We start from the raw sequence: 18,237 nt of genomic DNA, 5'->3' as shown, positions 1-18,237 counted from the left end.
CATGAGTAAATTCTGGAGCCCGTTCGTCAAGGATCTGGTGCCTTACGTGCCAGGCGAGCAGCCGAAGCTGACCAGACTGGTCAAGCTCAACACCAACGAAAACCCCTACGGCCCGTCGCCAAAAGCCCTGGCGGCGATGCAGACCGAGCTCAACGACAACCTGCGTCTGTACCCGGACCCGAACAGCGATCTGCTGAAAACCGCCGTCGCCAACTACTACGGCGTGCAGAGCAATCAGGTGTTCCTCGGCAACGGTTCGGACGAAGTGCTGGCGCACATCTTCCACGGTCTGCTGCAACACGAGCAGCCACTGCTGTTCCCGGATATCAGCTACAGCTTCTACCCGGTGTATTGCGGTCTGTACGGCATCCAGTTCGATGCCGTGCCGCTGGACGCGCAGTTCCAGATCAACCCGGCGGACTACGCCAAGCCGAACGGCGGGATCATTTTCCCGAACCCGAACGCACCGACCGGTTGCCTGCTGGCACTGGAGGCGGTCGAGCAGATTCTCAAGGCCAGCCCGGATTCGGTGGTGGTCGTGGATGAGGCGTACATCGACTTCGGTGGCGAGACGGCGATCAGTCTGGTTGACCGTTATCCGAACCTGCTGGTAACGCAGACGCTGTCCAAGTCGCGCTCGCTGGCCGGGCTGCGCGTGGGTCTGGCGGTGGGGCATCCGGATCTGATCGAAGCGCTGGAGCGGATCAAGAACAGCTTCAACTCTTATCCGCTGGATCGCCTGGCGATTGTCGGTGCGGCAGCAGCGTTCGAAGATCGCGAGTATTTCGACAAGACTTGCCGTCTGGTGATCGAGAGCCGCGAGTGGGTGATCGCGCAGTTGCAGGCCAAGGGTTTTGAAGTGTTGCCGTCGGCGGCCAACTTCATTTTTGCGCGGCACCCGCAGCATGATGCGGCGGGTCTGGCAGCGAAGTTGCGTGAGCAGGGCGTGATTGTGCGGCACTTCAAGCAGGAGCGGATTGCGCAGTTCCTGCGGATTTCGATCGGTACGCCGGAGCAGAACCAGGCGCTGATCGTTGGCCTTGGCGAGCTCTAAAAGCAAAGCCCTCACCCTGACCCTCTCCCAAAGGGAGAGGGGACTGATTGCGGGATATTGCAGAGTTTCGCCGAGGTGAAAGTGCTGTGCCGAATCCCTAATCGACTTGATCTTTCAGGACGATGTATCCCGCAAGACAACCCGGTCGGCCTCCTCTCCCAAAGGGAGAGGGGACTGATTGCGGGATATTGCAGAGTTTCGCCGACGTGAAAGTGCTGTACCAAATCCCTAATCGACTTGATCTTTCAGGTCGATGTATCCCGCAAGACAACCCGGTCGGCCCCCTCTCCCTCCGGGAGAGGGTTGGGGTGAGGGTCGGCTTTTATTCGTGATGAGGTTCGCCAAGGAACGTCAGCGAACTGAACAGTCCACGACTGTCCACATCAGCGCTGTCCTTGACCGGCACTTCCACCTGCGCCGCAATCACATTCAACCCTTCATTCCTCACCAACACCTGCGCACGTCCGTCTTTGTCGGTCTCGGTGCTCAGCGTGTTCGGCGCACTGCGATAATCACCGATCAACTTCACGCCCGCTGCCGGTTTGCCATCGAGCAATACCCGCACCGGCAATGATTTGCCCGGGCCAACGGTCAGCGGATCGACCTCCGGCAAAATCAGCAACCTGATTTGATCGAGCTTGGGCAACTTTGCCCCCGGCTGGTAAATCGCCAGGCTGTATTTGAACGTCTCGGTCGCCTCGACCGCCCCTGGCACTTTACTGCGCCCTTCGTTGATCCACTTCTTGTCAGCCGTCTGCGACCACATCCCGTTGTTCAGCGCCACGGCCATCACCGCCGGCGACTTCAAGGGTTTCAAGCGTGCATGGTCCGCCAGGCGCTCGACGCTGACTGGGATCATCTTGCCGCCCGCGTCATAGGCCCAGGCGCCGCTGATTTTCTGCGCCTTGAACGCGTTGTCTTCGGCGCCATGGCCGTAGATCACTTCGATATTGCCACGGCGTTGTTCCGTCCACAGGCCGTGGGCCGAGACCTGGCCGGCGAACAGCGCGGCGATGAGCACAAGGGATTTGCCGTATTGCATGGGGACTTCCTTTTACAGGTTGAGAGTCAGGCTGACAGTGAAATTGCGCGGTTCGCCGGGGTTGACCCAGTAGTTGCTGTAGGCGCGCTCGTAGTACTTTTCGTCAAAGAGGTTGTTCAGGTTCAGGCCGACGGTGACGGTGTCGCTGGCCTTGTAATGGGCCAGCAGGTCGACGGTGTGGTAGGCCGGCAATTCGAAGTCGCTGCCGGCTTCACCGGAACGGTCGCCGACGTAGGTGAACGCCGCGCCGACGTCCGAGCCGCGCAGGTTGCCGTCCTGAAACTCGTACACACCCAGCAGACTGCCGCTGCGTTTAGCCACGCCGAGAATGCGGCTACCGGTGGGAATCACCGCGTCACCCTGAGTGACTTCGGCATCAATGTAGGCGAAGGCGCCAATTACCCGCACGGCGTCGGTCACTTGCCCGGTGACCTGCCAATCGAACCCGCGACTGCGCGCCTTGCCCATCGCGCGGCTGCTGTCGGTAGCCGGGTCGAGGGCGAGGACGTTTTCCTTGTCGATGTGGAAGAAGGCAAGGGTGCTGCTCAGGCGCTCGTCGAACAGCTCGTTCTTGATGCCGATTTCATAACCGACGCCTTCTTCCGGATCGAAGGATTTGCCGGACGCGTCGAGCCCATTGTTTGGTTTGAACGAGGTCGATGCGTTGGCGAACAGGCCGGTATCCGGCGTCACTTGATAGAGCAGGCCGGCGCGTTGGGTGAGGGTGTCGTGACGTTGGTGGCTGGTGGCATTGCGGCTGCGATCATTGATGTGTTGATCGAAATGTTCAAAACGCGCGCCGATCATCCCGCGCAGCTTGTCGGTGAAAAAAATTTGATCCTGCAGGTTCAGCGCCTGACTCTCGACGTGCTCGAAAAAGTCGCTGCCCGAGCGCGCGCCGTCGGGTTTCGCCTGGCCGTAGATCGGTTTATAGATGTCGATGGCGTACGGACCGCCGGCGATGGTGGTGACGCGCTCGTTCTTGCGGAAGTTTTCATACTCGGTACCGATCAGCAGTTCGTGCTGCCAGGGGCCGAGGTCGAACAGTCCGCGCAGTTCCAGTTGGGTGATGCTGTCGTGCCAGTTGGTGTCGCGTTCGCGATAACGGCGGTTGACGGTATGGCCATCGGCGTTCAGCGGTCGGCTTTCGGACGCGTCGCCCCAGAGCTTGCCTTCCTTGTAATGGCTGGCCAGACGCAGTTTCCAGCGGTCGTCGAGGTGATGCTCGAGTGTCGCCTGCAGCAGGTTGTTATGGTTGGCGATGTTGCCGTCGTTCGGTTCGCCGAGGAAGGTCGAGCGCGAGACGCCGCTCCATTTGTTGTTCGGCGCCACGATGCCGCGATCAAAGGTGGAGCTGTGACGGACGATTTCGCTTTCCACCAGCAGTGACGTGTCGGGGTTCAGTTGCCAACTGATCGAGGGGGCGACGAACACGCGCTGGCTGTCGACGTGATCGCGAAAGCTGTGGTTGTCCTCGACGGCGAGGTTGACCCGCGACAGCACGTCACCCTGTTCATCGAGCGGGGTGTTGACGTCCAGTGCGCTGCGATAGCGGTCCCAACTGCCGGCGCTGGTTTGCAGCGTCGTGAAGGCTTGCGGCTGCGGTTTCTTGGTGACGATGTTCACTGTGCCACCCGGATCGCCACGGCCGTACAGGCTGGCAGCCGGGCCTTTGAGCACTTCAATGCGCTCGATGTTGGCGGCGTCCGGCGTGCTCGGATAACCGCGGTTGGCGCTGAAACCGTCCTTGTAGAACTCCGAAGTGGTGAAACCGCGCACGCTGTATTCGTAAAGCGTCAGACCGCCGAAGTTGTTTTGCTTCGAGACGCCGCCGGCAAAATCCAGTGCGCGTTCGACGCTGCTGCTGCCCAGATCCTTGAGCACGCTGGCCGGTATCACGCTGATCGCTTGCGGAATGTCGCGGATCGCGGTGTCGGTTTTCGTCGCGCTCGACGACCGCGTGGCACGATAGCCCTTGACCGGGTCGGTGGCTGATTCGTAGTCGGAGGTGACGCTGATGGCGTCGAGTTCGAGCGGTTGCGGTTCTTCGGCGAAGACCGGATCGCCCAGCAAGCCAAGGGGTAGACCCAGGGTCAGACGGAGCAGGGAGGCCCTTTTTCGAGACGACATGTTATGTTGTTCCAATTGTTCAATTGAAACAATATAACATGCCTGTTGAGAATGTCTGCTATTCGCGCCGTTGGCGCGAACAATCTCTTACCCTTCTTTTTCCTGCGCCGGTGCCGGTGGTGGGCGCAGGCCGATTTCAGCGGTGAGCTTCAGCTCTTTGCCGTTGCGCATGACCTGGATGGTCACCTTGTCGGTCGGCTTGATCCGCGCGACCTGGTTCATTGACTTGCGGCCATCTCCGGCCGGTTCGCCATCAATGCTCAGAATCACGTCACCCAACTGCAGGCCAGCTTTCTGCGCCGGGCCATCGCGGAAAATCCCCGCGACCACAATCCCCGGGCGTCCCGACAGGCCAAACGATTCGGCCAGTTCCTGAGTCAGCGGCTGCACTTCAATCCCCAGCCAGCCACGAATCACCTGGCCGTGCTCGATGATCGACTTCATCACTTCCATCGCCAGTTTCACCGGAATCGCAAAACCGATGCCCTGCGAGCCGCCGGACTTGGAGAAGATCGCCGTGTTGATGCCGGTCAGGTTGCCGTTGGCATCCACCAGCGCACCGCCGGAGTTGCCCGGGTTGATCGCGGCGTCGGTCTGGATGAAGTCTTCGTAGTTGTTCAGGCCCAGCTGATTGCGCCCGGTGGCGCTGATGATGCCCATCGTCACCGTCTGGCCGACGCCGAACGGGTTGCCGATGGCCAGCGCGACGTCACCGATGCGAATGTTGTCGGAGCGACCGATAGTGATCGCCGGCAGGTTTTTCAGATCGATCTTGAGCACGGCGAGGTCGGTTTCCGGATCGCTGCCGATCACCCGGGCCAATGTCTCGCGACCATCCTTGAGCGCCACGACAATCTGATCCGCGCCGCTGGTGACGTGGTTGTTGGTCAGAATGTAGCCTTCCGGGCTCATGATCACGCCGGAACCGAGGCTCGACTCCATGCGCTTCTGCTTGGGCGAGTTGTCACCGAAGAAACGCCGGAACTGTGGGTCTTCAAACAGCGGATGCGCGGGTTTGTTGATGACTTTGGTGGTGTAAAGGTTGACCACCGACGGCGCGGCGATGGTCACCGCATCGGCGTAGGACACCGGCCCTTGCTGCACGCTGGTGGTTTGCGGGGCCTGTTGCAGGTTGACGTCGAGGCTCGGGAGCCCGACCCACTGCGGGTAACGCTGAATAATCAACAGAGCGATAAGCACACCGGCCAACAGCGGCCAGCCGAAAAAACGCAGCGCCTTGAGCATTAAGCACGTCCTGGAAAAGTTGCAGGCGGGGTCAGACCGCCCATAATGTCGCGCATTATACGAGGCCGCGCGCGCCTCTGAACGGGATATTTAGGAGTCTTTCATGGCCGTTGCCCTCAGCACCCTCGTTGAAGAAGCCGACCGTTACCTTGGCAGTGCGAAAATTGCCGATTATTGCCCCAACGGCCTGCAGGTCGAAGGCCGGCCACAGGTGATGCGCATTGTCAGCGGCGTCACCGCCAGTCAGGCATTGCTCGATGCCGCCGTCGAAGCCGAGGCCGATCTGATACTGGTGCACCACGGTTACTTCTGGAAGGGCGAGAACCCCTGCATCACCGGCATGAAGCAGCGTCGCTTGAAGACCTTGCTCAAGCACGACATCAGTCTGCTCGCCTACCACTTGCCGCTGGACCTGCACCCGGAGGTCGGCAACAACGTGCAACTGGCGCGGCAACTGGACATCACCGTCGAAGGGCCGCTGGACCCGGACAACCTGAAGATTGTCGGTCTGGTCGGGTCGTTGAACGAACCCATGACCCCGCGTGATTTCGCCCGCAAGGTAAAAGACGTCATGGGCCGTGAACCGCTGCTGATCGAAGGCAGCCCGATGATTCGTCGGGTCGGCTGGTGCACCGGCGGCGGGCAGGGCTATATCGATCAGGCGGTCGCGGCAGGTGTTGACCTGTATCTGAGCGGTGAAGCGTCCGAGCAGACCTTCCACAGCGCCCGCGAGAACGACATCAGCTTTATCGCCGCCGGTCATCACGCCACCGAACGCTACGGCGTACAGGCCCTGGGCGACTATCTGGCGAAACGCTTCGCCGTCGAACACATCTTCATCGACTGCCCCAACCCGATCTGATGAACTCCGCATTTCTCCTGTAGGAGTGAGCCTGCTCGCTCCTAGAGGGGCGCGCGCGCCCAAACGAGTGGGCATATTCATATGCCCTTTCGTTCTAGCTTGCGCCCTGATTAGAAGAAGGACGCTGTGCTAGGATTCCCCGCTCGAACACGGCCCGCTGGCCGTTCATAAGAAAGCTTTCGTGAGTAGCCATGGTCGACAAACTGACGCATCTGAAACAGCTGGAGGCGGAAAGCATCCACATCATCCGCGAGGTGGCCGCCGAGTTCGATAACCCGGTGATGCTGTACTCCATCGGTAAAGACTCCGCCGTGATGCTGCACCTGGCACGCAAGGCGTTCTTCCCGGGCAAACTGCCGTTTCCGGTGATGCACGTCGACACCCGCTGGAAATTCCAGGAGATGTACAAGTTCCGCGACAAGATGGTCGAAGAACTGGGCCTGGACCTGATCACCCACATCAACCCCGATGGCGTGGCACAGAACATCAATCCGTTCACCCACGGCAGCGCCAAGCACACCGACATCATGAAGACCGAGGGCCTGAAACAGGCACTCGACAAGCATGGTTTCGACGCAGCCTTCGGCGGTGCCCGTCGCGATGAAGAGAAATCCCGCGCCAAAGAGCGCGTGTACTCGTTCCGCGACAGCAAGCACCGCTGGGACCCGAAAAACCAGCGTCCGGAGCTGTGGAACGTCTACAACGGCAAGGTCAACAAGGGCGAATCCATTCGTGTGTTCCCGTTGTCGAACTGGACCGAACTGGACATCTGGCAGTACATCTACCTCGAAGGCATCCCGATCGTGCCGCTGTACTTCGCCGCCGAACGTGAAGTGATCGAGAAGAACGGTACGCTGATCATGATCGACGACGACCGTATCCTCGAACACCTGTCCGATGAGGACAAGGCACGCATCGTCAAAAAGAAAGTGCGTTTCCGCACCCTTGGCTGCTACCCGTTGACGGGCGCGGTAGAGTCCGAGGCCGAAAGCCTGACGGACATCATTCAGGAAATGCTCCTGACGCGAACTTCCGAGCGCCAGGGCCGGGTCATCGACCACGATGGCGCAGGCTCGATGGAAGATAAAAAACGTCAAGGCTATTTCTAAGGGGCTGTCATGTCGCACGCATCTGATTTGATCAGCGAGGACATCCTCGCCTACCTGGGCCAGCACGAGCGTAAAGAGCTGCTGCGCTTTTTGACCTGCGGTAACGTCGATGACGGCAAGAGCACCCTGATCGGGCGCCTGCTGCACGACTCCAAGATGATCTACGAAGATCACCTGGAAGCCATCACCCGTGATTCGAAGAAAGTCGGCACCACCGGTGACGACATCGACCTGGCGTTGCTGGTCGACGGTCTGCAGGCCGAACGTGAGCAGGGCATCACCATTGATGTCGCCTACCGTTATTTCTCCACCGCCAAACGCAAATTCATCATCGCCGACACCCCCGGCCATGAGCAGTACACCCGCAACATGGCCACCGGTGCGTCCACCTGTGACCTGGCGATCATCCTCGTCGATGCGCGTTACGGCGTGCAGACCCAGACCCGTCGCCACAGCTTCATCGCGTCCCTGCTGGGCATCAAACACATCGTCGTCGCCATCAACAAGATGGACCTCAAGGACTTCGATGAAGGCGTGTTCGAGTCGATCAAGGCCGATTACCTGAAGTTCGCCGAAGGCTTGAAGATGAAGCCGACCAGCATGCACTTCGTGCCGATGTCGGCGCTGAAGGGCGACAACGTGGTGAACAAGTCCGAGCGCTCGCCGTGGTACACCGGCCAGTCGCTGATGGAAATCCTCGAGACCGTGGAAGTGGCGGGCGACCGCAACTTCACCGATCTGCGTTTCCCGGTGCAGTACGTCAACCGTCCGAACCTGAACTTCCGCGGTTTCGCCGGCACCCTCGCCAGCGGCATCGTCAAGAAGGGCGACGAAGTGGTGGTGCTGCCGTCGGGCAAGAGCAGCCGCGTGAAATCCATCGTCACCTTCGAAGGTGAACTTGAGCACGCCGGCCCGGGTCAAGCGGTGACGCTGACCATGGAAGACGAAATCGACATCTCCCGTGGCGACCTGCTGGTGCATGCCGACAACGTGCCGCCGGTCACCGACAGCTTCGAAGCGATGCTGGTGTGGATGGCTGAAGAGCCGATGCTGCCGGGCAAGAAATACGACATCAAGCGCGCTACCAGTTACGTGCCGGGCTCGATCGCCAGCATCGTCAACAAGGTCGACGTCAACACCTTGGAAGAAGGCCCGGCGAGCGCGTTGCAGCTCAACGAAATCGGCAAGGTGAAGATCGCGCTCGACGCGCCGATCGCCCTCGACGGTTACGAGAGCAACCGCACCACTGGCGCCTTCATCGTCATCGACCGTTTGACCAATGGCACCGTCGGCGCGGGCATGATCGTTGCTCAGCCAGTGACGCATGGCACTGCCACGCATCACGGCAAACTCGCCCATGTTGCCACCGAAGAGCGCGCTCAGCGTTTCGGTCAGCAGCCGGCCACCGTGTTGTTCAGCGGTTTGTCGGGCGCGGGCAAGAGCACGCTGGCCTATGCGGTCGAGCGTAAGTTATTCGACATGGGCCGGGCGGTGTTTGTTCTGGATGGTCAGAATCTGCGTCATGACCTCAACAAAGGTCTGCCGCAGGATCGCGCCGGTCGCACCGAGAACTGGCGCCGTGCCGCGCATGTCGCGCGTCAGTTCAACGAAGCCGGTCTGCTGACCCTGGCAGCGTTCGTCGCGCCAAGCGCTGAAGGTCGCGAGCAGGCCAAGGAGCTGATCGGCAAGGATCGTCTGCTGACGGTCTACGTGCAGGCCTCGCCGGCCGTGTGTGCCGAACGTGATCCGCAGGGTCTGTATGCCGCCGGTGGCGACAACATCCCGGGCGAATCCTTCCCGTACGACGTGCCGCTGAACGCCGACCTGGTGATCGACACCCAGTCGCTGTCGCTGGAGGAAAGCGTCAAGCAAGTGCTGGATCTGCTGCGCAAGCGTGGCGCGATCTAAGCGCTTAGTCGGAAAAAAGAAACCCGCAGACGAGTGATTGTCTGCGGGTTTTTTATTGCCTTGAGATTGCTATCGCTGGCGAGCCAGCTCCCACAGGGATTTTCAGCGCACTCAAATATTGTGTAAGGCGGAGAAACCTGTGGGAGCTGGCTTGCCAGCGATGAGGCCGGAAAAGGTGCCTCAAGACCTCGCTGGGTATTCGCGGTGCATCTGTTCGAGCAATGCATCCTTGTCCAGCCAAAGCTGATTGATCCAGCCCTGAAACTGCAGGCGATATTCTCCGTCCTGGTCGTAGTTCTTGCCAATGAATTGCTGCGGAATCTGCAGCTCTTCAAAGTGCACCACCACATCGCGCACATTGCCGCAGAGCAAATCCCAGAACCCCGGACGGCCGGCCGGGTAGTGGATGGTCACGTTGACGATCGACTCCAGTTGTTCACCCATCGCATCCAGCACAAAGGCGATCCCGCCAGCCTTGGGCTTGAGCAAATATTTGAACGGCGACTGCTGCTGCGCATGCTTGCCTTCAGTGAAGCGTGTGCCCTCGACGAAGTTGAAAATCCCCACCGGGTTGTCGCGAAATTTCGCACAGGTCTTGCGTGTGGTTTCCAGGTCTTTGCCTTTCTTTTCCGGGTGCTTTTCCAGGTAGGCCTTGGAGTAGCGCTTCATGAACGGAAAGCCCAGCGCCCACCACGCCAGACCGATCACCGGGACCCAGATCAGCTCCTGCTTGAGGAAGAACTTCAGCGGTTGGATCTTGCGGTTGAGCACGTATTGCAGCACCAGAATGTCGACCCAGCTCTGGTGGTTGCTGGTGATCAGGTACGAGTGCTGGTAGTCCAGGCCTTGCAGGCCGCTGATATGCCAGCGCGTGCGCCGTACCAGGTTCATCCAGGCCTTGTTGTTACTGATCCAGGCTTCGTGGGTGTGGCTCATCAGCCACAACGAGGCGCGTCGTGCGAGGTCGAACGGCAGCACTTTGATCAGCGCCACGCAGAACAGAAACGAGCACAGCAGAATCGTATTGAGTGCCAACAGCAGCGAGGCGATCACACCGCGCAACGGTGCAGGGAGAAAGTCCAGCATTTACACATCCATAGGTCGGTTGGCGGCTTGAATCGCGGTCAGGGCGATGGTGTAGACGATGTCATCGACCTGCGCGCCGCGCGGCAGATCGTTCACCGGTTTGCGCAGGCCTTGCAGCATCGGGCCGAGGCTGACGCAATCGGCGCTGCGCTGCACGGCTTTGTGCGTGGTGTTGCCGGTGTTCAGGTCAGGGAACACGAACACCGTGGCGCGACCGGCCACTTGACTGTTTGGCGCCAGTTGCCGGGCAACATCCGCGTTGGCAGCGGCGTCGTATTGCAGTGGGCCGTCGATCAGCAACGAGTGCTGTTGTTCGTGGGCGAGCAGGGTGGCCTCACGGACTTTCTCGACTTCTTCACCGCTGGCCGATTCGCCGCTGGAATAGCTGATCATCGCCACGCGCGGGGTGATGCCGAAGGCCGCTGCCGAGTCGGCGCTTTGCAGGGCGATCTCGGCCAGTTCCGCAGCGCTTGGGTGCGGGTTCATCACACAGTCGCCGTAGACCAGCACTTCTTCAGGAAAGAGCATGAAGAACACCGACGACACCAGCGTGCAGCCCGGTGCTGTTTTAATCAGCTGCAGGGCCGGGCGGATGGTGTTGGCGGTGGTGTTGATCACCCCGGACACCAGCCCGTCGACTTCATCGAGGGCGAGCATCATGGTGCCGATCACCACGGTGTCTTCCAGTTGCTGTTCGGCCATCGGTGCGTTGAGGCTTTTGCTCTTGCGCAAGGCAACCATCGGTTCGACGTAACGCTCGCGAATCAGATCCGGATCGAGGATTTCCAGCCCCGGCGGCAACACGATGCCCTGCGCGCGCGCCACGGCTTCGACGTCTGCAGGTTTTGCCAGCAACACGCAACGGGCGATCCCGCGTTCCTGGCAGATCGCCGCTGCCTGCACGGTGAGCGGTTCGCTGCCTTCGGGCAGGACGATGCGTTTGTTCGCCGCTTGCGCATGCTGGATCAACTGATAGCGGAACACCGCCGGCGACAGGCGCATTTCCCGTGGGGTGCCGCAACGCTGGTGCAGCCACTTGGCATCGAGATGGCTGGCGACGAAATCGGTGATGATCTCCGCGCGCTCGCGGTCATCAATCGGGATTTCCTTGTTCAGGCCGTTGAGCAGGTTGGCGGTGTCGTACGAGCCGGTGCTCACCGACAATACCGGCAGACCGGCCTGCAACGCGCCACGGCACAAGTCCATGATGCGCGGATCGGGCAGGGTGTCGCTGGTCAGCAGCAGGCCGGCCAGCGGCACGCCGTTGATCGCCGCGAGGCTGACGGCGAGGATGATGTCGTCGCGATCGCCCGGGGTCACCACCAGCACGCCGGGCTTGAGCAGCTCGACGGTGTTGCGCATGGTCCGTGCGCAAATGATGATTTTGGTCATGCGCCGGGTTTCGTAGTCGCCGGCGTTGAGCACTTGTGCGCCCATCAGATCGGCGACGTCGCGGGTGCGCGGCGCGTTGAGTTCCGGCTGAAACGGAATGCAGCCGAGCAGGCGGAAATCACCGCTGCGCAGCAACGGCGAATGTTCCTTCAGACGTGCGGCGAAGGCGTCCATGCTCTCCTCGGTCTTGACCTTGTTGAGGATCACGCCAAGGACTTTCGGATCCTTCGGGCCACCGAACAATTGCGCCTGCAACTCGACGCGGCCGGACAGTTCGGCGAGCACTTCGTTTTCCGGCGCCGAGACCAGAATCACCTCGGCATCCAGGCTCTTGGCCAGGTGCAGGTTGACCCGCGCGGCGTAACTGGCACTGCGCGTCGGCACCATGCCTTCGACGACCAGCACGTCCTTGCCGATGGCGGCTTGCTGATAGAGGGTGATGATTTCTTCGAGCAGTTCATCGAGCTGCCCATCGCCCAGCATGCGCTCGACGTGGGCCAGGCCCAAGGGTTGCGGCGGTTTCAGGCCGTGGGTGCGCGCCACCAGTTCAGTGGAGCGCTCGGGGCCGGTGTCGCCCGGGTGCGGCTGGGCAATCGGTTTGAAGAAGCCGACCTTCAGCCCGGCGCGCTCAAGCGTACGTACCAGCCCGAGGCTGATGGAGGTCAGACCCACACCAAAATCGGTGGGCGCGATAAAAAAAGTTTGCATGCGGATTCTCTAAGGGTGCATGGCAATGGCGATCATCTATCTCTGACAATCTGCCGAAATTCAGTTGCCAAGGTTATCGCTAACCACGCCTTGTGCGCACCAACCGCAGGCAAAGGGTTGGCCTATTTTTTCAATACGTTGCGCCGGGTCGAGCACCCACGCCCGTGATTGCCACGGCGGCTGGTGACGCAGGTGTTGCGTGTGGCCGCAGGAAAGCTCAACGACCCAATGGCCGTCCTCATCCTGATGGAAGCCGGCAATCGTCGAATCCCGTTTGTCCGGGTTGTGTTCGCTTTCGCGCGATTGCTTCGCTAAACTTGGCCTTTCTATATTCTTATGCAAAAGGTCTCGCCCCATGCTGATCGCCGCCAATAAGGCTGTCTCCATCGACTATACCCTGACCAACGACGCTGGTGAGGTCATCGACAGCTCCGCCGGCGGCGCTCCGCTGGTCTACCTGCAAGGCGCAGGCAACATCATCCCGGGCCTGGAAAAAGCCCTGGAAGGCAAAGCTGTCGGTGACGAGCTGGAAGTTTCCGTCGAGCCGGAAGACGCTTACGGCGAATACGCTGCCGAACTGGTCAGCACCCTGAGCCGCAGCATGTTCGAAGGCGTCGACGAGCTGGAAGTCGGCATGCAGTTCCACGCTTCGGCGCCGGACGGCCAGATGCAGATCGTGACCATCCGGGATCTGGACGGCGATGACGTGACGGTTGACGGCAACCACCCACTGGCCGGTCAGCGCCTGAACTTCAAAGTGAAGGTCGTTGCTGTGCGTGACGCCAGCCAGGAAGAAGTCGCTCATGGCCACGTCCATGGCGAAGGTGGCCATCACCACTGATTTTCTGCGCTAAGCTTCGAGTACTGGAGAGGCGCCTGTGGGCGCCTTTTTAGTCCGCGGCTGTCCTTGGTGGTCTCGCCAAGTGGCTGTTTCGAGTAGAACACGGGAATCCTGGAGTACGTCATGAGTGCTTTTCACGACCTTAAGTTGACAGCCCTGGATGGTCAGGAGCTACCGCTGGCGCCTTTCAAGGGCCAAGTCGTGCTGGTGGTCAACGTCGCCTCCAAATGCGGCTTGACCCCTCAGTACGCGGCGCTGGAAAACCTCTATCAGCAATTCAAGGGCAAGGGCTTCAGTGTGCTGGGCCTGCCGTGCAACCAGTTCGCCGGCCAGGAGCCGGGCACCGAGCAGGAAATCAAAGAGTTCTGCAGCCTCAACTACGGCGTGACGTTTCCTTTGTCGAGCAAGCTCGAAGTCAACGGTCACGATCGTCATCAGCTCTACCGCTTGCTGGCGGGCGAGGGTGCGGAGTTTCCCGGTGACATCACCTGGAATTTCGAAAAGTTTCTGCTCGGCAAGGACGGCCGCGTGCTGGCCCGGTTCTCGCCGCGCACGGCGCCGGATGATCCGACCATTGTTCATGCGATTGAAAAAGCGCTGAGCTGACACAGCAAGGTCAAAAGATCGCAGCCTTCGGCGGCGCCTGCTGGGGCCTGCCGGTGCTGCGATCTTTTCGTTTCTGATCCTTGATCACCCAAATCAATAATGCTGTTCAAGGCTTGTAACACTCCATATTATCGCCGTCATAAAGCCATTCCCTGCGGAGTTTCCAATGCCGGTCCAAGCCTTGTTCAAACCGTTCCATCTCGGTGCCCTCGAACTGCCGACCCGTGTGGTCATGGCGCCGATGACCCGCTCGTTTTCCCCGGGCGGCGTACCGAACTCCAAAGTCATCGAGTACTACCGTCGTCGTGCCGCGGCCGGCGTTGGCCTGATCATCACCGAAGGCACCACCGTCGGCCACATTGCCTCTAACGGCTATCCGAACGTGCCGCAATTCTTTGGCGACGCGCCATTGGCCGGCTGGAAGAAGGTCGTCGATGCGGTTCACGCCGAAGGCGGCAAGATCGTTCCGCAACTGTGGCATGTCGGCAGCGTACGTCGCATCGGTACCGAGCCGGATGCCAGCGTGCCGGGTTACGGTCCGTCGGAAAAACTCAAGGATGGTCAGGTCGTTGTGCACGGCATGACTAAACAAGACATTCAGGATGTGATCGCAGCCTTCGCCCAAGCGGCCAAAGACGCCAAAAGCATCGGCATGGACGGCGTGGAGATCCACGGCGCCCACGGTTATCTGATCGACCAGTTCTTCTGGGAAGGCAGCAACCAGCGCACCGATGAATACGGCGGCAGCCTGGCCAACCGTTCGCGTTTCGCCATCGAGCTGATTCAGGCAGTACGTGCAGCGGTCGGTGAAGGCTTCCCGATCATCTTCCGTTTCTCGCAATGGAAACAGCAGGACTACACGGCGCGTCTGGTGCAAACCCCGGAAGCGCTGGGTGAGTTCCTCAAGCCGCTGTCTGACGCCGGCGTGGATATTTTCCATTGCTCGACGCGCCGCTTCTGGGAGCCGGAGTTCGACGGTTCCGAACTGAACCTGGCCGGCTGGACCCGCAAGCTGACCGGCAAGCCGACCATCACCGTTGGCAGCGTCGGCCTGGATGGTGAGTTCCTGCAGTTCATGGTCAACACCGACAAGGTCGCGCAGCCGGCCAGTCTGGAGAATCTGCTGGAGCGTCTGAATAAGGAAGAGTTCGATCTGGTGGCGGTGGGGCGTGCGTTGCTGGTCGATCCGGATTGGGCACAAAAAGTCCGCGAGGGGCGTGAACAGGATATTCTGCCGTTCAGCCGTGAGGCGTTGATGACGCTGGTTTAAGCGGCGCTCTCACTGACCCCTTCGCGAGCAAGCTCGCTCCCACAGGTTTCTCTGCTGTTCACAAAATTTGTGTTCACTGGAGATCCCCTGTGGGAGCGAGCTTGCTCGCGAAGGCGGTTCTAACGTCAGCAAAGAATCAGGGCAATGTCTGCGCATTCGGCACCACTTGCTCCCCCACACAAGCCCCGCGCAAATGCTTTTCAAACTGCTCGATAACCGCCGGCCAGCCCTGGCGACTTGCGTGCTGCCGCGCATTCAGGCGCACACAACGCAACGTCTCTTCTTCCTCCAGTAACCACGCCGCTGCTTCGCAAAAGGCCTGCTCATCGCCGGGCATGGCCAGCACGCCGTTGTAGCCGTGGCGAATATGCTGGGCGGCGGCCGCCTGATCGTAAGCCACCACGCCAAGGCCTGAAGCCAAGGCTTCCAGCACGACATTGCCAAAGGTTTCGGTAAGGCTCGGAAACAGAAACATGTCACCGGATGCATAGTGCGCGGCCAATGCTTCGCCGCGCTGCGAACCGCAGAAAATCGCCTCGGGCAGGTCCTTTTCCAGGGCCGTGCGCTGCGGGCCGTCGCCGACCACGATCATTTTCAGATTGCGCTGTGGATAGGTGCTGCGCAGTTGTTCAAAGCTGCGTTTGAGCAGACCCAGATTCTTCTCCGGCGCCAGTCGTCCTACGTGAATGACGGCAACGTCGTGCTCGCTCAGTCCCCATTGCTCACGCAGGTCGTTCAGGCGCTTGCTCGGATGAAACAACTGACTGTCGACACCGCGCGACAACAGCGCCAACCGCTCGAAATGCCGCCGCTCCAGTTCCAGGCGCTGGCTGACGCTCGGCACCAACGTCATGGCCGAGCGATTGTGAAACCAGCGCAGATAATGCGTGAGCATCCGCGTCAGCAGGCCGAGGCCGTACTGGCTGGTGTATTGCTGGAAATTGGTGTGAAAACCGCTGACCACCGATATCCCCAAGCGGCGCGCCGCACGCAGTGCCGACAACCCCAGCGGGCCTTCCGTGGCGATGTACAACACATCGGGGCGCTGACGTTTCCAGCGTCGCAGCAGTTTGTGCATCGACGACTGGCCCCATTGCAGCCCCGGATACCCCGGCAACGGCCAGCCGCGGCAGAGCAGCAGCGCGTCATCTTCGCTGCGCTGCGGATCACCGGCCTGACGCGGGCGCACCAGTTCAACCTGGTGGCCGCGCGCGCGCAAGCCATCGCACAAGCGGCCAAGGGTATTGGCCACGCCGTTGATTTCCGGTGGGAAGGTTTCGCTGATCAGAGTGATATGTAGAGCTGTCGTCATGACCTCAGTGTCGACTGAGGCCATGTCGTCATTGTGTCGAGTTGATGATGGATTGATGACAGCCACTGGCCCCACCGGGCTCAATATTTTCGCCAGTCGGTCGTTAGCCTTGATTGAACGTTTGAACCAAGAAAATGGCTATGTCGGAAAATATCTACGCGCCCCCTGAGGCGAATCTGTTGAACGAAGATGTGCAGGCTGCGGGATTTTACGTGGTCGCCCGGTGGAAATTCATTCTGCTGTCGGTGCTCAGTTTTGGCCTGTATTTCTATTATTGGTCGTACAAAAACTGGAGCCTGTACAAACAACGGACGCAGGAAGAGCTGTGGCCAGTGGCGCGCGGTATCTTCTATATATTTTTCGTGCACAGGCTGTATCGCCATGCAGACAAAATCATTCACGACAGCGGCCGAAAATCCAGCTGGGATCTTGAACAGTGGGCAACGGTGTTTGTTGTATTGACGTTGCTTGCAGTGGTGCTCGATAAACTATCGAGCCATTTCGAAGGCTTGTTGTACCTGAGTTTGTTTGCCACGGCACTGCTGCCGCTCAGGGCCTATGTCGCCAGTGAAGGCCAGCAACTGATCAACCTGGCCGCCAACGATCCGCAAGGCTTGGGCAACAACCGCCTGAATGCTTGGAATTTTTTGATCATCGTTCCAGGCATCGCCCTGTGGGCATTGGTGCTGATCGGGACGTGGAGCTTTTTCCACTGAAGCAGCGACAAAACAACAGCGTCTGGCTCAGGCCTTTTCCTGAGCCAGCACCTCGCCACCGCGTTCACGCACCCAGAACAACGTCGCTCCGGCCACTGCCGCCGGCATCATCAGGATGTTGACCACCGGAATCAGCAGCACCAGATAGACAATCCCGCCAAAACTCATGCTCTGCCAGCGCTTCTGCCGCAGCCAGGCGAGCATCTCGTTCCAGCCCAGTTTGTGGTTGTCCGCCGGGTAGTCAATGTACTGGATCGCCATCATCCACACGCCGAACAGCAGCCACAGCGGTGCGGCAATGATGTTCACCACCGGGATGAACGAGAGGATGAACAGGCCGATCGCCCGGGGCAGGAAGTAGCCGAGCTTGCGCATTTCCCGGGCGAGGGTGCGCGGGATCATCGCGATCAGTTCGCCCCAGCTGAACGCCGGGAAATCATCAGTACCTCGCACCACCACTTCAACTTTTTCCGCGAGAAAACCGTTGAACGGCGCGGCGATGACGTTGGCCAGCATGGTGAAAGTGAAAAACACCATCAGTGCGACCAGCACCACAAACAACGGCCAAAGAATGTAGCTGAGGAAACTCAGCCACTCGGGTAGCGATGGCATCAGCGTATCGACCCACAGGCTGAACTGATGGCCGGCCAGATAGATCAATCCGACGAACAGCACCAGGTTGATCGCCAGTGGCAACAACACGAACAGGCGCAGGCCCGGGCTGAGAACCAGTTTGAGGCCTTCGCGCAGGTATTGCGGGCCGGACAGAACGGGTGCGGGCATAAGGTGCTCCGAGCAAGGGAAAACGCGCCGACCTTACCGACTTTGCACCAAGCGGGAAAGCGCGGCAGAGCGATCGACATTCACTGTAACAAAGACGTCCATCTCGTCAGTGTCTGCGCATAGAGACCACCTATGAGCTGGATTGTTAAACCGTATTTCCTTAATCTTGCCCC

The 18,237-nt window shown here is 60.0% G+C and carries 16 protein-coding genes; 8 read left to right on the top strand and 8 right to left on the bottom strand.

Annotation, left to right across the window (positions count from 1 at the left end):
* The first annotated feature begins 1 nt into the window (after position 1).
* Positions 2 to 1,054, top strand: a complete 1,053-nt coding sequence (hisC, locus tag K5Y35_RS02995; protein ID WP_123464686.1) for a histidinol-phosphate transaminase — start codon at positions 2 to 4, stop codon at positions 1,052 to 1,054.
* Between the two features lie 322 nt (positions 1,055 to 1,376).
* Here hisC and K5Y35_RS02990 read toward each other — a convergent pair whose 3' ends face one another.
* The 3 genes from K5Y35_RS02990 to algW form a co-directional block, all read right to left on the bottom strand.
* On the bottom strand, positions 1,377 to 2,096 hold the full coding sequence (locus K5Y35_RS02990; RefSeq protein WP_222833649.1) for a DUF4198 domain-containing protein: 720 nt from the start codon (positions 2,094 to 2,096) through the stop codon (positions 1,377 to 1,379).
* A 12-nt stretch (positions 2,097 to 2,108) separates the two neighbouring features.
* Positions 2,109 to 4,226 (bottom strand): TonB-dependent siderophore receptor, encoded by a 2,118-nt coding sequence (locus tag K5Y35_RS02985; RefSeq protein WP_222833648.1) that lies wholly within the window; start codon positions 4,224 to 4,226, stop codon positions 2,109 to 2,111.
* 87 nt (positions 4,227 to 4,313) lie between these two features.
* Positions 4,314 to 5,471 (bottom strand): Do family serine endopeptidase AlgW, encoded by a 1,158-nt coding sequence (algW, locus tag K5Y35_RS02980; protein WP_123464691.1) that lies wholly within the window; start codon positions 5,469 to 5,471, stop codon positions 4,314 to 4,316.
* 103 nt (positions 5,472 to 5,574) lie between these two features.
* On the opposite strand from algW, the gene K5Y35_RS02975 reads away from it, so the two are divergent.
* The 3 genes from K5Y35_RS02975 (at position 5,575) to cysN (ending at position 9,350) form a co-directional block, all read left to right on the top strand.
* Positions 5,575 to 6,333 carry a Nif3-like dinuclear metal center hexameric protein gene (locus K5Y35_RS02975; protein WP_222833647.1) on the top strand — a complete coding sequence of 253 codons (759 nt, stop codon included), beginning with the start codon at positions 5,575 to 5,577 and terminating at the stop codon, positions 6,331 to 6,333.
* A gap of 191 nt (positions 6,334 to 6,524) precedes the next feature.
* Positions 6,525 to 7,442: a sulfate adenylyltransferase subunit CysD gene (gene cysD / locus K5Y35_RS02970; protein WP_098967227.1), complete on the top strand. Its 918-nt coding sequence runs from the start codon at positions 6,525 to 6,527 to the stop codon at positions 7,440 to 7,442.
* 9 nt (positions 7,443 to 7,451) lie between these two features.
* On the top strand, positions 7,452 to 9,350 hold the full coding sequence (cysN, locus tag K5Y35_RS02965) for a sulfate adenylyltransferase subunit CysN (RefSeq protein WP_222833646.1): 1,899 nt from the start codon (positions 7,452 to 7,454) through the stop codon (positions 9,348 to 9,350).
* A gap of 180 nt (positions 9,351 to 9,530) precedes the next feature.
* Here the strand turns inward: cysN and K5Y35_RS02960 are convergent, their stop codons facing one another.
* From K5Y35_RS02960 to K5Y35_RS02950, 3 genes are read right to left on the bottom strand one after another with little or no spacing between them, the layout of a single operon-like run.
* Positions 9,531 to 10,436 (bottom strand): acyltransferase, encoded by a 906-nt coding sequence (locus K5Y35_RS02960; RefSeq protein WP_123464698.1) that lies wholly within the window; start codon positions 10,434 to 10,436, stop codon positions 9,531 to 9,533.
* Positions 10,437 to 12,536: a phosphate acetyltransferase gene (pta, locus tag K5Y35_RS02955; protein ID WP_222833645.1), complete on the bottom strand. Its 2,100-nt coding sequence runs from the start codon at positions 12,534 to 12,536 to the stop codon at positions 10,437 to 10,439. It lies immediately after the preceding gene.
* Positions 12,537 to 12,596: 60 nt separating this feature from the next.
* Positions 12,597 to 12,923 (bottom strand): DUF3565 domain-containing protein, encoded by a 327-nt coding sequence (locus K5Y35_RS02950; protein ID WP_123465978.1) that lies wholly within the window; start codon positions 12,921 to 12,923, stop codon positions 12,597 to 12,599.
* Between K5Y35_RS02950 and K5Y35_RS02945 the strand changes: the two genes are divergently transcribed.
* From K5Y35_RS02945 to K5Y35_RS02935, 3 genes are all read left to right on the top strand, one after another.
* Positions 12,892 to 13,377 carry a peptidylprolyl isomerase gene (locus tag K5Y35_RS02945; RefSeq protein WP_003221719.1) on the top strand — a complete coding sequence of 162 codons (486 nt, stop codon included), beginning with the start codon at positions 12,892 to 12,894 and terminating at the stop codon, positions 13,375 to 13,377. The genes K5Y35_RS02950 and K5Y35_RS02945 overlap by 32 nt on opposite strands.
* Positions 13,378 to 13,500: 123 nt before the next feature.
* Positions 13,501 to 13,983, top strand: coding sequence for a glutathione peroxidase (locus K5Y35_RS02940; RefSeq protein ID WP_123464702.1), 483 nt, complete (start codon positions 13,501 to 13,503; stop codon positions 13,981 to 13,983).
* A 166-nt stretch (positions 13,984 to 14,149) separates the two neighbouring features.
* Positions 14,150 to 15,253 carry an NADH:flavin oxidoreductase gene (locus K5Y35_RS02935; protein ID WP_123464704.1) on the top strand — a complete coding sequence of 368 codons (1,104 nt, stop codon included), beginning with the start codon at positions 14,150 to 14,152 and terminating at the stop codon, positions 15,251 to 15,253.
* A gap of 136 nt (positions 15,254 to 15,389) precedes the next feature.
* On the opposite strand, the gene K5Y35_RS02930 is transcribed toward K5Y35_RS02935, so the two are convergent.
* Complete coding sequence (locus K5Y35_RS02930) at positions 15,390 to 16,589, bottom strand: glycosyltransferase family 4 protein (protein WP_222833644.1); 1,200 nt, start codon at positions 16,587 to 16,589, stop codon at positions 15,390 to 15,392.
* Positions 16,590 to 16,705: 116 nt separating this feature from the next.
* Between K5Y35_RS02930 and K5Y35_RS02925 the strand changes: the two genes are divergently transcribed.
* Positions 16,706 to 17,281: a hypothetical protein gene (locus K5Y35_RS02925; protein ID WP_222833643.1), complete on the top strand. Its 576-nt coding sequence runs from the start codon at positions 16,706 to 16,708 to the stop codon at positions 17,279 to 17,281.
* 27 nt (positions 17,282 to 17,308) lie between these two features.
* Here K5Y35_RS02925 and cysZ read toward each other — a convergent pair whose 3' ends face one another.
* On the bottom strand, positions 17,309 to 18,064 hold the full coding sequence (gene cysZ, locus K5Y35_RS02920; RefSeq protein ID WP_186745575.1) for a sulfate transporter CysZ: 756 nt from the start codon (positions 18,062 to 18,064) through the stop codon (positions 17,309 to 17,311).
* Between the last annotated feature and the right edge of the window lie 173 nt (positions 18,065 to 18,237).

The organism is Pseudomonas sp. SC3(2021), assembly GCF_019856535.1.
Taxonomy (GTDB): Bacteria; Pseudomonadota; Gammaproteobacteria; order Pseudomonadales; family Pseudomonadaceae; genus Aquipseudomonas; species Aquipseudomonas monsensis.
The sequence above is the reverse complement of the archived record's forward strand: the minus strand, read 5'-3'. Positions and strand labels throughout refer to the sequence as shown.

Excerpts from the sequence above, each read along its gene's own strand:
- hisC (WP_123464686.1), top strand. The coding sequence starts at position 2 with ATGAGTAAATTCTGGAGCCCGTTCGTCAAGGATCTGGTGCCTTACGTG.
- K5Y35_RS02990 (WP_222833649.1), bottom strand. The coding sequence starts at position 2,096 with ATGCAATACGGCAAATCCCTTGTGCTCATCGCCGCGCTGTTCGCCGGC.
- K5Y35_RS02985 (WP_222833648.1), bottom strand. The coding sequence starts at position 4,226 with ATGTCGTCTCGAAAAAGGGCCTCCCTGCTCCGTCTGACCCTGGGTCTA.
- algW (WP_123464691.1), bottom strand. The coding sequence starts at position 5,471 with ATGCTCAAGGCGCTGCGTTTTTTCGGCTGGCCGCTGTTGGCCGGTGTG.
- K5Y35_RS02975 (WP_222833647.1), top strand. The coding sequence starts at position 5,575 with ATGGCCGTTGCCCTCAGCACCCTCGTTGAAGAAGCCGACCGTTACCTT.
- cysD (WP_098967227.1), top strand. The coding sequence starts at position 6,525 with ATGGTCGACAAACTGACGCATCTGAAACAGCTGGAGGCGGAAAGCATC.
- cysN (WP_222833646.1), top strand. The coding sequence starts at position 7,452 with ATGTCGCACGCATCTGATTTGATCAGCGAGGACATCCTCGCCTACCTG.
- K5Y35_RS02960 (WP_123464698.1), bottom strand. The coding sequence starts at position 10,436 with ATGCTGGACTTTCTCCCTGCACCGTTGCGCGGTGTGATCGCCTCGCTG.
- pta (WP_222833645.1), bottom strand. The coding sequence starts at position 12,536 with ATGCAAACTTTTTTTATCGCGCCCACCGATTTTGGTGTGGGTCTGACC.
- K5Y35_RS02945 (WP_003221719.1), top strand. The coding sequence starts at position 12,892 with ATGCTGATCGCCGCCAATAAGGCTGTCTCCATCGACTATACCCTGACC.
- K5Y35_RS02950 (WP_123465978.1), bottom strand. The coding sequence starts at position 12,923 with ATGGAGACAGCCTTATTGGCGGCGATCAGCATGGGGCGAGACCTTTTG.
- K5Y35_RS02940 (WP_123464702.1), top strand. The coding sequence starts at position 13,501 with ATGAGTGCTTTTCACGACCTTAAGTTGACAGCCCTGGATGGTCAGGAG.
- K5Y35_RS02935 (WP_123464704.1), top strand. The coding sequence starts at position 14,150 with ATGCCGGTCCAAGCCTTGTTCAAACCGTTCCATCTCGGTGCCCTCGAA.
- K5Y35_RS02930 (WP_222833644.1), bottom strand. The coding sequence starts at position 16,589 with ATGGCCTCAGTCGACACTGAGGTCATGACGACAGCTCTACATATCACT.
- K5Y35_RS02925 (WP_222833643.1), top strand. The coding sequence starts at position 16,706 with ATGTCGGAAAATATCTACGCGCCCCCTGAGGCGAATCTGTTGAACGAA.
- cysZ (WP_186745575.1), bottom strand. The coding sequence starts at position 18,064 with ATGCCCGCACCCGTTCTGTCCGGCCCGCAATACCTGCGCGAAGGCCTC.